Consider the following 12,591-nt stretch of genomic DNA (forward strand, 5'->3'; position numbering starts at 1 on the left):
TTTAAATACATCAGATAAAAGCTGGTAACTCATTGTACGTCAGTTTATACTTAAAACCGATTGCTTATATAGCAGTAGATAATTTAAATGAAAGCGAAAATACAAATAAGGTGTTTTCATTAGAGTAGGTACCTTTGTGTTTACAAAAGAAATTCAAAAAGGGGTGTTTGTACATGTGTTACCCACACAACAATTTGCAACAACCCACATCGCAGTCAATTTTACGCAACAATTAAATAAAAAGACATTAAATGAACGAGTGCTTGCAGGCGACATGCTTGAAACGGCCTCTAAAAAATATGATTCACAAACCAAATTAACGCAGGTCTTAAATGAAATGATGGGGGCTGCATTTGGTGTTGAGGTATTTAAAATTGGCCAACTACATACAGTGAGATTACAGCTTAACTTAGTACATGATAGCTTTGTGACCACTGGCAAATCGTTATTAAGTGAAGGTTTTGATTTTTTGAATGAAGTAATTAACGCGCCAATGGGCAATTTTGATGAAGGCTTTACGCCAGTTATGTTTGATCGACAAAAAGAAGTTGCTTTAGATGAAATTGCAGGGTTAAAAGAAGATAAACCATTCTACGCTTTGCGCCAAGCTTTAAATGCTTATTATGGAACGAGCGTTCAAGCAACGCCAGCATTTGGTAGTGCACAAGGATTGGCAAATGTGACTTGCCAAACAGCTTGGCAAGTTTGGCAAGACAGTGTTGTCAAAGATCGTATTGATATCGTGGTGGTAGGAGATGTTGATCAAGCACAAGTCATGCAGTTAGCACAAAGACTGCATTTTACGGCACGTGATAAGATGTTATCAGCATATTATCATCAAGATTTGCTACCACAAGTGAAACAAATTAAACGGGTTGATGATGTGGTGCAGGCACGCCTTGTGTTAGGATATGCATTGCCTGCGGCAGATAGCGAATACTTTATCGCAACCGTCTTTAATGGTATTTTTGGTAGCTTAGCTAATTCACGTTTGTTATTAAATGTACGTGAAAAATCAGGCCTTGTTTATGGTATTTCGTCAGATTATAATCCTTATACTGATTTATTATTAGTAGAAGCTGGGGTGGACCAAGCTAATTTGAGTCTGACTGTTGAAAAAGTTAATGAAGAATTACAACGACTACAACAAGCTCTAGTACCCGATGAAGAATTAACGATTGCCAAACAGTTAATTAAAAATACTTATAAAATGACACTAGACCAACCATTATATTTAGCTGACCGAGTATATAATCAGCAGGTACTGCAACATATCGTAAGCGATGATGATTATTTGCGTTGTATTGATGCTGTAACTGCAACGCAAATTCGTGATTTTGCACAAAAAGCAACATGGCAGCTACACTATGAGATGGTTGGAGGGACACCAAATGAGTAATAAAACAGATAATTTTTTACCAACTGAACATCATATAACGTTAGATAATGGGTTGCGTGTGCATTTATTACCGCGGCCAGAATTCCATCAAATTGTTGGTGTAGTAGGGGTTGATTACGGGGCACGTGATAGTTCATTTGTACAAAATGGACAACTGGTGACGCAGCCGGCTGGTATTGCTCATTTTGTTGAACATCGGTTATTTGCACAACCAGATCATGATGCATTTACACGATTGAGTGAACTTGGGGCAATGGCCAATGCATTTACAACGCACTCGCGTACAAGTTACTATGTTTCAACCGGCGTTGATAATTGGGCACCGTTACAAGAATTATTAACGTTTACACAAGAACCTTATTTTGATTTACCGTCAGTCCAACGGGAACAAGAGATTATTACGCAAGAGGTTGATATGTATGAAGATGATATCAATTCACGCGTTTATCGCATGATTTTAAGTCGTCTCTACCCAAATGATCCGTTGGGAGTGGATATTGCAGGAACTGCTGCATCTGTTCACCAAATTACACCTGAACAACTAAATCTTGCGTTTGAGGCTTTTTATCAACCCCAAGATATGGATGTTGTGATAACAGGCGCTTTTGATGAACAAAAAATGTTAGCATTTATTAAACAAACACCAGCTGGGCAGCGTAAAAGTCAGCAAATGGTAACAAAAATAACGCCTGAATTACAACCTATCCCAACGAATACGTTAGAGGTATCATTACCAGTAGCACGTAATAAGGTTGTTTTGGGACAACGTTGGGAACTGGATTTTGACACACTAGCACGGCGTGATATATTAAAAATAGCAATGGTTGGTAGTTTAGCAATTGATTTGGTTTTTGGCGATTTTTCACCAACTTATACGACATGGTATAATGATGGCTTAATTGATGATAATTTCAGTGCTGAATTTGATGCAGAACGTCAATTTGCTTATGTGGCAATCGTTGCAGAAACGGCTGAACCACAAGAGGTAGTTGAAAAGGTTTCGGCTGTGTTAACGCATTTAGTTGCTGAGGTTGATAAGTTACAAAATAGTTTTGAATTAGTAAAAAATGGCATGTTAAGTCGGTTAATTAATAAATTAAATGAGCTTGAAGAGATTGCAATGCGCTTTGAAGGACGAACGTTTGACGAAGCAACGTTACAAGATGAAATTACAACATTGCAAGCTTTGGATTTTCCTGAAATGTTAGCGATTTTAAAAGTGATACCAACTAGTTCTATCGCAAGTATAATCATTCGTTCGGACATGACAGAATTATGTTAGAATGAATAAGAATGCAATTATATTTATTATGCTAAATTTAAAAAGTTAGGGTGAAATATTTATGAATGAGGAACGCAACACCACCATTGGACAAGAGCTCCAACAGGCTCGTCTTGATAAAGGTTTATCACTAGATGATATTCAACAATCAACAAAAATTCAAAAACGTTATTTAGCAGCGATTGAGAGTGATCAATTTGATCAACTACCAGGTGCTTTTTACGAGCGTGCATTTGTACGACAATATGCAGCAGCTGTGGGATTAGATGCAGTTGCTTTTATGAAAAAATATGAAAATGAAGCAGAAACACCTGCAGAGCCTGATTTAAGTGCAGCGCGTGTTGATGCTGATAACGTGACACGTACGGGGATGCACCAACCTGAAGAAACGGTTGCCGATAAGACACGTAATATGATGCCTAAAATCATTATTGGTGTTGTGGTCGTTGCGATTATTGCAATTATTTGGGCAGTGGTATCTTCATTTGCTGGATCCGCTAAAGAAGAATCTAAAGAGCAGTCGACGGTTTCCGTTACAACGTCAAAGGTCGTTGAAAAGTCCTCATCAAAAACGTCAAAGACGACAGCAAGTTCTGTTAAATCTGATGCTAGTTCATCAAAAACGTCTGCCGCAAAGTCATCATCTGAAAAGAAGGCTGCTAAAGCAGATAAAGTTGACTTAGGTAATGGAGAAGTTAATGGTGCTGCTGTTAACTATGGTTCTGTTAAGGTACCGGATAAGGCCGTCAAAATGCAATTAAAGGCTGTTGATGGATCATCATGGATGCAAGTTAGCGATGCAACTGGTAAAGTTCTTTGGAACGGTACAGTTGAAAATAACGATACGCAAGAAGTTGAGATTCCACAAACTGCAACTGGTGTCGTTGTATCCATTGGTAACGCTTTGGCAACCGAAGTATCATTGAACAATCAAAAAGTTGATTTGCAATCACAAAACGCCAGTGTATGGCGTTTGGGCATGAGCTTTACACGCTAAAAACATAGGAGTAAATAAAAAATGAATTTACCTAATAAACTTACTGTATTTCGAATTATCTTGATTCCAGTGTTTATGTTGTTATTGTCTTTGCCTCTTGATTGGGGAACGTTAACATTTGCTGGTGCAACGTTGCCAGTGACACATTTAATTGGCGCTATTATCTTTATTGGTGCTTCATTAACTGACCTGGCTGATGGTAAGATTGCGCGTAAGTATCATTTAGTAACGAACTTTGGTAAATTTGCTGATCCTTTGGCTGACAAGTTGTTGGTTATGACAGCATTGATTTACTTTGTGGCATTAGGTTGGGTACCAGCTTGGATGGTTGCTATTATCGTCATTCGTGAATTAGCAATTACTGGCCTACGAACATTAATCGTTGAAAATAACGGTAAGGTGATGGCAGCTGCGATGCCTGGTAAGATTAAAACGATGTCTCAGATGATTTCAATTTCTTTCTTCTTGTTGCATGATATGATTTTTGCGGCATTTAATGTACCGTTTGCAATGATCATGATGTGGATTGCTTTGATTGCAACTATCTATTCAGGAATTGATTACTTCTACAAGAACCGTGAAGTTTTCTCAGATGGATTTAAGTAACAATTTTTAAAATAATATTGAGGTTAAGGCTTTTGTTCGTCTTAACCTCATTTTTGTTCTATACTAATAAAAGACATTTTTACCACGTGACGCTTCTTTATTTGGTAGAAAGGAGATTGAGTATGCAACAGCAATTAGTTGGTCAAACATTAATCGCAAAACGTCAAACAATTACGTCAGCAGAATCGCTTACGGCAGGGTTATTTGCAGCTACTTTAGCACAAGTAAGCGGGATTTCAGCTGTGTTACCAGGTGCTTTTGTAACTTATGCATCCGCTGCAAAAACACAGTTAGTTGATGTTCCCAAAACGATGATTGATACCTATGGCGTTGTTTCTAGTCAGGTCGCCAAAGCTATGGCAGCGGGTGCTAAAGCTAAATTGCATACAGATTGGGCCATCAGTTTTACAGGTGTGGCTGGACCTGATGCTTTAGAAAATCATCCGGCAGGAACCGTCTACATTGGCATTGCAACGCCAACGGGGGTAACATTGGCACAAAAATATACTTTCCAAGGTGATCGACAAACGGTACGCGAAGCAAGCGTTGCCGCAGGATTTGATTGGTTAGCAACATTATTAACACAAATAATGCCAATGAACGGTTAAATATTGAAAAAACGCGTCGATTAGTTTATACTATAAATGCGTTAAGTTAAAACTAACAAACGGAGGCCTAGATACATGGCGACAGGGAAAAATATTAATCCAAACAAAAAATTAGAGGGTAAAATTACTGATCCAAAGGAGCGTCAAAATGCATTAGATGATGCCCTAAAGAAAATTGAAAAATCTTTTGGTAAAGGCTCAGTTATGAAGCTTGGTGACAGCAAGTTTACTAAGGTTGAATCAACACCGACTGGTTCATTGAAGTTAGATGTTGCTTTAGGCATTGGTGGTTATCCTAAGGGACGTATTGTTGAAATATATGGACCTGAATCATCTGGTAAGACAACTTTGGCACTCCATGCAGTGGCGGAAGCGCAAAAGAACGGTGGTATTGTTGCCTATATTGATGCGGAAAACGCAATGGATGTCACTTATGCTAAGGCGCTAGGTGTGGATGTTGATGAGTTACTACTATCACAACCTGACACTGGTGAACAAGGATTGGCGATTGCAGATGCTTTGATTGCGTCAGGAGCCATTGATATGATTGTTGTCGATTCTGTTGCTGCTTTGACACCTAAGGCTGAAATTGATGGTGAAATAGGGGACTCATCAGTGGGATTACAGGCGCGTATGATGTCACAAGCATTGCGTAAGATGTCAGGTGCTATCCTAAAGACTGGCACAACAACAATCTTTATTAATCAATTACGTGAAAAAATTGGGGTCATGTTTGGTAATCCTGAAACAACACCAGGTGGACGTGCCTTGAAATTCTATTCATCAGTTCGTTTAGATGTTCGTCGTAAGGGTGGTATTGATGCAACTAAAGCTGATGGTGATAATGTTAAGTCAGTTGGTAATCTAACACGTATTAAAGTTGTCAAGAACAAAGTAGCAGCCCCATTCCGTGAAGTTGAAGTTGAGATTCTCTTCGGTAAAGGAATTTCAAAGACGGGTGAAATGATTGACTTAGCTGCGGATAAAGATATCATTATTAAATCTGGTTCATGGTTCTCATACCAAGGTGAAAAGATTGGTCAAGGAAAAGTCAATGTTATTCGTTGGTTAGAAGAACCTGAGCATAAAGCTATTTATGATGAGGTTTACGACAAAGTACGTTTAGCATACATTGGTAGTCAAGATGGTTCAGCGGATGCACCTGATGCTGCACAAACCGAAGAAGATGACACACCCTTGGAAATTGAAGAAAACTAATTTGTATAAAAACACATTGAGATAGGCTAAGTGCTTAGCTTAATCTTAAAGACCCGTAATTTATTGATATATATTCAGTAGATTGCGGTTTTTTATTGTTATAACTAACTTTAAGTTACTATGTATCACATGATGATTTGATAAATAACTGGCTAATCAGCCGAAAGTGGTGTAACATAGAATCACTAATTTTATTGGGGGAAGTTGCCATGACGCCGTATGAGGCAGAACAAAAACGCTTAGATCTTGTATTGGAAAAAATCCAGGATGCTAAAGCGGAAAATCAATTGCAACAGGCAAGCGCCGCTACTAAAAAAGCGGATGTTGACGCTGGCTGGAAAGATGTTCGTTTCAAATCATCAACGTATGGTAGTTTATTTGAAACAGCGATGTCGGTACGTCAACAACAGCAAATGCTACAAGAACGTGAACTAGCAATGAATTCAGCTGAGCACCAAGCAGTTGTTTTAGATCGGCTACAAGAACGTCCTTATTTTGCGCGGATTGATGTACAAGAAAAAGGAACAGAGAAAGTGGATCAAATTTATATTGGTCTGGCATCATTTTCTGATGGACCTGATAACTTTTTGATTTACGACTGGCGTGCACCAATTTCTTCTATTTATTACGATGGCGGATTAGGTCATGTGACTTATGAAACACCAGATGGCAAACAGGATGCAGAGGTTTCATTAAAGCGTCAATTCCAAATTGAAGATGGTACGATTGTAACCATTTTTGATACGGATGAAGCAGTCGGTGATCAAATGCTATTAAATGCCGTTTCTGGCGAATCAACGACAAAAATGAAGTCAATCGTTACAACGATTCAAAAAGAACAAAACAAAATTATCCGTAACACGGCAGCAGATTTGTTATTTGTGCAGGGTGCAGCTGGTTCTGGAAAAACATCAGCTGTCTTGCAACGAGTGGCGTACTTATTGTACCGTTACCGTGGTCACCTAACATCAGGACAAGTTGTTTTATTTTCACCAAATCAATTATTTAATGATTATATTGATCAAGTGTTGCCTGAACTAGGGGAACAAAATATGGTGCAAATGACATTTTATCAATATGCATCACGCCGTTTACCAAAGTTGCAATTAGAAACACTACAAGAACGCTTCGAATCACAACCAGCTGGCGTTGAGAAGAATATTATTGACCTAAAGGGAACCAGCGTTTACTTTGAGGCCATGCAACGCTATGCAAAAAAGCTCAATAAGCAACATATTAAGCTACGGGCAATTAAATTTAGAGGTAAAGAGCTAATTAGTAAAAAGCGTATTGCTGAAATTTACTATTCATTTAATGAAAACTATAATTTAGGTAATCGACTACAAGCAACTAAAGAGCAGTTGATGAATATTTTACAAGGTAAAGCTGGTAATGAAGTACATGCTGATTGGGTCGAAGCCGAAGTACAAAATCTAAGTAAAGAGCAATACGATACGATGTTACGTGATAATCCACGTGAATTTGAATCAGATGAAGCGGAATATAAGTTCATTGCTAAGCAAATCGTGATGAAGTCATTTACGCCAATTATTCGTGGTGTTAACCGAAATCATTTCATTAATATTAATGAACAGTTTGTACACTTTTTGAAGTCAATGCCTAATTTCATCGATATGTCAGCCTATCAAATCACAAACGAAGATTGGCAAACAAGTATTAAGCAAACCGTTGATAAAATGCGGCAAGGTGCTTTGCCAATGGCAGATATGACACCTTATATGATGCTGTTTGATTTAATAAAGGGAAGCCGAGGTGAACGTGAAATTCGCTTTGTCTTTATTGATGAAATTCAAGATTATACGCCATTCCAATTAGCCTTTTTAAAATTCAGTTTTCCAAAGGCACGTTTTACAATGTTAGGCGATTTGAATCAAGCCATTTTTACCAAAGAAAATGCAGTTAGTTTGCAAGATGAATTAGGCCAATTATTTGATCCTAAAAAATCAGAGTATATCGAGCTAACCCAAACATACCGTTCAACGCAGCAAATAACGAACTTCTCTAAGGATATTTTGTTGCATGGTGCGCAAATTGATGCTTTTGAACGTGAAGGTGATTTACCGGTTGTATCAGTTGTTGACTCGGTTGATGATATGGTTGCAGGTACGGTACAACAATTAGCTGCTAATGTCGCTGCAAAAGAAACAACGGCAATCATTACAAAAACATTGGACGATGCAAAAATTGCTTATGAAGCTTTACGTAATCAAGTAGATGTTACTGTGATTAGAACCGAAAACCAGCGCTTAGTATCAGGAACAATTATCGTACCAGCATACTTAGCAAAGGGATTGGAATTTGATGCAGTCATTATGTGGGATGCATCGGCCAATGTTTACCATGGTGATGATGAACGTCAGTTGGTCTATACGATTGCATCACGTGCAATGCATCAGTTAACAGTCTTTGCAGTAGAAAAACTCACACCATTATTGGCTGGTGTGGCAGATGACTTATACGAGAAGAGGTAATCGCCATGGTAACAGCACCTTTAAACTTTGCTGTTTTTAATAAAAAAGACTGGCAACAATTGGCAAGTAAATATGTTGCGCCTGACAGTTTGCAAATGACCCCCCAAATATTACAAAACATCAAGGCTTATAATGATCAGATAGCAGTAGATGATGTTTTTGATATTTATGGACCATTAGTGAGTTATATTAAGTTGCGCTATGATCAATATCATCGTGATATTAATGAACGAGCTGGTTTTCTAGGGCGTCCAGCAGCACCAGGACCTTTTATTATTGGCATCGCTGGTTCTGTTGCTGTTGGAAAATCGACCACGGCACGTTTGTTACAATACTTATTACAAGTTGCTTTTCCAAAGAAACAAATTGCGTTAACAACGACGGATGGTTTTTTATTGGCAAATGAAACGTTGCAAGAAAAAGGTATTTTTGATCGTAAAGGATTTCCGGAATCTTATAATATGACGGCATTGTTATCATTTATGAATGATTTAAAAGAGGGTAAGTCAAAAGTAAAATCGCCAGAATATTCACACGATCAATCTGATGTTTTGATTGGTGAATATGATATTTTTGAAAATCCAGATATTTTTATTATTGAAGGGATTAATACTTTACAGGCATCATCTGAGACGCCTGTGTATATTTCAGATTTTTTTGATTTATCAATCTATGTGGATGCTGATACAGATTTGATTGAAGAATGGTATATTGATCGTTTTAAAGCATTGCTGGCATCTGCAGTAGCAGTAGGAGATGATAATAACTTTTTTGCAGCGTATACAAAGTTACCAACAACTGAAGCTGTTGCTGCTGCAACAAAAGTATGGCAAGAAGTTAATTTACCAAACTTAAATGAATATATTTTACCTACTCGTGAACGGGCCGACTTGGTATTGCATAAACAAGCCAACCATCAAATTGATACGATTTGGCTACGAAAATTTTAAAATCATTACTTTTCAAAATGACACTAATGTAACAAAAAATAATAAAGGCCGAAAACTTAAAGGTTTTCGGCCTTTATTATGTTCTAAATTTATGAAAATCGGTTAATCGTTAACCAGTTAAATAAGTGCATGATAGTCGTTTAAACCCCTATTTAATAAGTTTTGTTGTGATATATTACGAAAATGTTACTTTTAAAAATCGTAATAAACGAACAATGCAATCTCATTTAATATAATCGTAATATTTAAAAGGCTGATATTGGTAAACTAATACATGTTGTTGGATGAATGACATCCAAAAGTGAAATAAGCCTGAGAGTCACGGGTTTATGGATAAGCATAAATAAAAAAATTTGTTTCCAATATAGGAGTTAATATTAAGTTTATGAGTAAAGTTAAACAAACAGCCTTAGCAGTTGCCGGAGTTGCGTCAGTTTTCGTTGCTGGATCATCAATTGTAGATGCCGCTTCAACATATACAGTTAAGCAAGGTGATACATTATCACAACTTGCTGATAAATTTAACATGACAGTTGATGACTTGATTAAGTCAAACAACTTAAAAGATGCAGATATGATCTTTGTTGATCAAAAAATTGAAGTACCTGATGGACAAGATTTAGATGCAGCTGACGTTGCATCATCAGCCGATGATACTGCCAGTGAAGCTGCTTCATTAGCAATGTCACAAGCTGCATCATCAGCTGCTGCCAGTGAAGCTGCTGCCGCATCATCAGCTGCCGCAGCAAGTTCTGCTGCTGCATCACAAGCCGCTGCACAAAAGGCTGCTGCTAGTGAAGCAACACAACAAGCAACACCAGCTGCTGTTCAAACTGCAGCACCAGCACAACAAGCTGCTCCAACGCAACAAGCAGCACCAGCACAACAAGCTGCACCAGCTGCTGGCGGTTCAACGAAGGCACAATTCTTAGCTGCCGGTGGAACTGAAGCTTTGTGGAACGCTGTTGTAGTCCCTGAATCAGGCGGAAATCCTAATGCGGTTTCACCAAATGGTTATCGTGGACTTGGCCAAACTAAAGAAGGCTGGGGTTCTGGTTCTGTTTCTTCACAAACTGCAGGTATGGTAAATTATGCAAACTCACGTTATGGTTCAATCCAAAACGCAACTGCATTCCGTGCTGCTAACGGTTGGTGGTAAACTTTATTATTTATAATGAACAAAAAAGATTGAGATATTTGAATCTCAATCTTTTTTTTATGCGGTTTAATAAAAAATTAAATAATAATTTGATTAAATTGTGAAATGGAACACAAAAATGTGGGTTAAGGGCACTATTTTTTGTAAGTGGTTTTATTACTTGCATTATTGTTTGTTTCTTAGCTGGTAAAATAATAAAAAATTAATAGCAAATTATTTTGTGTTTAAAATCACAAACTTTGTTAAATTACTTAACAAAACCCCTTGATAAAAAGATAAATGAGTTTTAGAATTATATCTTGTGATTATAGATAAAAAAATGGAGGAAAAAAATGGCGCAAAATAAACAAACAACGCTTGATATGAATGGTAAGCCATTCAATCGTACAGCTATGGTTGCTGTATTGTTGATTGGTACATTCGCAGGTGTGCTAATGCAAACGTCATTGGGGACGGCTATTCCAACCCTAATGCATGATTTTGATATTTCATTTTCAACGGCCCAACAAGCAACAACTTGGTTCTTGCTAGCGAACGGGGTGATGATGCCGGTATCAGCCTTCTTATCAACGCGTATTAATACAAGAACGCTTTATATTATTTCATACGCTTTGTTAACACTAGGAATGGCGTTAACAGCATTTTCACCAGCTGAATCAAATTCGTGGTGGGTCTTCCTATTAGGACGTATCATTACAGCGATTGCAGTTGGTATTACAATGCCTTTGATGCAGGTCGTTATGATTAACATTTATCCAATTGAAGAACGTGGTGCTGCCATGGGACTTAATGGTATTGTTATTGGATTAGCGCCAGCTATTGGGCCTAGTTTATCTGGTTGGATTCTAGAAAAGGATCATGTTTTATTAGGATTGACAATTTCTGATTCATGGCGAACTATCTTTATTTTGCCATTGATTGTTGTGGTAATTGCATTTATTTTGTCATTCTTCTTCGTTAAGAATGTTTTGTCAACTAAGAAAATGAAGTTAGATGTCCTATCATTTATCCTTTCTGTTGTTGGATTTGGTGTCTTCATTTGGGGATTTACCAACGTATCAACAGATGGTTGGGGCGATATCAAGACAGTTGTTTCACCAATTCTTGCTGGTTTGATTATCATTCTACTATTCATTTGGCGTCAACTTAAGATGCCAGTACCTTTCATGGACGTTCGGGTCTTCAAGAACAAGCAGTTCTCGTTAACGACGCTTGCAGTTATGATGACAATGATGGCGATGATGGGTGTCCAAATGATGCTACCAACTTATCTACAAAATGTTCATGGTATGTCAACACTAAACTCAGGATTAGTATTGTTGCCAGGAGCTTTGTTGATGGGAATTATGGCGCCAATTGCTGGTCGTGCATATGATCGTATCGGTGCTAAGCGTCTATCAATTATTGGTTTTGCAATCCTAGCTTTGGGAACATTACCATTTATGTTTATTACAACAAGTACACCAGGTGCCTTTATTACAACATTGTATGCACTTCGTATGTTTGGTGTTGCTATGGCCATGATGCCATTAACAACAATGTCAATGTCAGTTTTGCCACCTAATGAAGCAGCTCATGCAACTGCTTCAAACAATACGGCCCGTCAAGTGGCTTCGTCAGTTGTTGTGGCATTGCTAACATCAGTGACACAAAATATTATGACAAATAGTCAACCAAGTAAGGCATTACAAACAACTAATCCATTACAATATGGGGCAGATATGTTGGATGCTTCAATGAAGGGCTTCCGCGTTTCATTTGCAATTGGATTTGCGTTTGCTATTGTTGGACTTATCTTGGTATTCTTTATCCGCAAGGGTAAGGTGGTACCATATGGTATGACTAATGGTGTTGCAATTAAAGATGAAAAGGAGGACTAG

General features: G+C 37.8%; 10 protein-coding genes. All 10 read left to right on the top strand.

Annotated elements, in window-relative coordinates; translation table 11 throughout:
- The first annotated feature begins 136 nt into the window (after nucleotides 1–136).
- The 10 genes from yfmF to G7Y65_RS02825 all read left to right on the top strand — a co-directional run bounded on the left by yfmF (nucleotide 137) and on the right by G7Y65_RS02825 (nucleotide 12,591).
- Nucleotides 137–1,399 carry an EF-P 5-aminopentanol modification-associated protein YfmF gene (gene yfmF, locus G7Y65_RS02780; protein WP_165314542.1) on the top strand — a complete coding sequence of 421 codons (1,263 nt, stop codon included), beginning with the start codon at nucleotides 137–139 and terminating at the stop codon, nucleotides 1,397–1,399.
- Complete coding sequence (gene yfmH, locus G7Y65_RS02785; RefSeq protein WP_240006070.1) at nucleotides 1,392–2,681, top strand: EF-P 5-aminopentanol modification-associated protein YfmH; 1,290 nt, start codon at nucleotides 1,392–1,394, stop codon at nucleotides 2,679–2,681. Before yfmF ends, yfmH begins: the two co-directional genes overlap by 8 nt.
- A gap of 61 nt (nucleotides 2,682–2,742) precedes the next feature.
- Nucleotides 2,743–3,678: a helix-turn-helix domain-containing protein gene (locus G7Y65_RS02790; RefSeq protein WP_042494316.1), complete on the top strand. Its 936-nt coding sequence runs from the start codon at nucleotides 2,743–2,745 to the stop codon at nucleotides 3,676–3,678.
- Between the two features lie 21 nt (nucleotides 3,679–3,699).
- Nucleotides 3,700–4,284: a CDP-diacylglycerol--glycerol-3-phosphate 3-phosphatidyltransferase gene (gene pgsA / locus G7Y65_RS02795; protein WP_042494317.1), complete on the top strand. Its 585-nt coding sequence runs from the start codon at nucleotides 3,700–3,702 to the stop codon at nucleotides 4,282–4,284.
- Nucleotides 4,285–4,406: 122 nt separating this feature from the next.
- Nucleotides 4,407–4,892: a nicotinamide-nucleotide amidohydrolase family protein gene (locus tag G7Y65_RS02800; protein ID WP_052348456.1), complete on the top strand. Its 486-nt coding sequence runs from the start codon at nucleotides 4,407–4,409 to the stop codon at nucleotides 4,890–4,892.
- Between the two features lie 75 nt (nucleotides 4,893–4,967).
- Nucleotides 4,968–6,110: a recombinase RecA gene (gene recA, locus G7Y65_RS02805; RefSeq protein WP_042494319.1), complete on the top strand. Its 1,143-nt coding sequence runs from the start codon at nucleotides 4,968–4,970 to the stop codon at nucleotides 6,108–6,110.
- Nucleotides 6,111–6,319: 209 nt separating this feature from the next.
- Entirely contained in the window at nucleotides 6,320–8,602 is a 2,283-nt protein-coding gene (gene helD / locus G7Y65_RS02810) for an RNA polymerase recycling motor HelD (protein WP_165314544.1), read from the top strand.
- Nucleotides 8,603–8,607: 5 nt separating this feature from the next.
- Nucleotides 8,608–9,552: a type I pantothenate kinase gene (gene coaA / locus G7Y65_RS02815; RefSeq protein ID WP_165314545.1), complete on the top strand. Its 945-nt coding sequence runs from the start codon at nucleotides 8,608–8,610 to the stop codon at nucleotides 9,550–9,552.
- A gap of 385 nt (nucleotides 9,553–9,937) precedes the next feature.
- Entirely contained in the window at nucleotides 9,938–10,711 is a 774-nt protein-coding gene (locus tag G7Y65_RS02820) for a LysM peptidoglycan-binding domain-containing protein (protein WP_165314546.1), read from the top strand.
- Between the two features lie 332 nt (nucleotides 10,712–11,043).
- Nucleotides 11,044–12,591 carry an MDR family MFS transporter gene (locus G7Y65_RS02825; protein WP_137600886.1) on the top strand — a complete coding sequence of 516 codons (1,548 nt, stop codon included), beginning with the start codon at nucleotides 11,044–11,046 and terminating at the stop codon, nucleotides 12,589–12,591.

It is taken from the genome of Weissella sagaensis, from assembly GCF_010306265.1.
GTDB classification, from domain to species: domain Bacteria; phylum Bacillota; class Bacilli; order Lactobacillales; family Lactobacillaceae; genus Weissella; species Weissella sagaensis.

Coding starts and splice junctions, on each gene's coding strand:
- yfmH (WP_240006070.1), top strand. CDS start 1,392: ATGAGTAATAAAACAGATAATTTTTTACCAACTGAACATCATATAACG.
- G7Y65_RS02790 (WP_042494316.1), top strand. CDS start 2,743: ATGAATGAGGAACGCAACACCACCATTGGACAAGAGCTCCAACAGGCT.
- pgsA (WP_042494317.1), top strand. CDS start 3,700: ATGAATTTACCTAATAAACTTACTGTATTTCGAATTATCTTGATTCCA.
- G7Y65_RS02800 (WP_052348456.1), top strand. CDS start 4,407: ATGCAACAGCAATTAGTTGGTCAAACATTAATCGCAAAACGTCAAACA.
- recA (WP_042494319.1), top strand. CDS start 4,968: ATGGCGACAGGGAAAAATATTAATCCAAACAAAAAATTAGAGGGTAAA.
- helD (WP_165314544.1), top strand. CDS start 6,320: ATGACGCCGTATGAGGCAGAACAAAAACGCTTAGATCTTGTATTGGAA.
- coaA (WP_165314545.1), top strand. CDS start 8,608: ATGGTAACAGCACCTTTAAACTTTGCTGTTTTTAATAAAAAAGACTGG.
- G7Y65_RS02820 (WP_165314546.1), top strand. CDS start 9,938: ATGAGTAAAGTTAAACAAACAGCCTTAGCAGTTGCCGGAGTTGCGTCA.
- G7Y65_RS02825 (WP_137600886.1), top strand. CDS start 11,044: ATGGCGCAAAATAAACAAACAACGCTTGATATGAATGGTAAGCCATTC.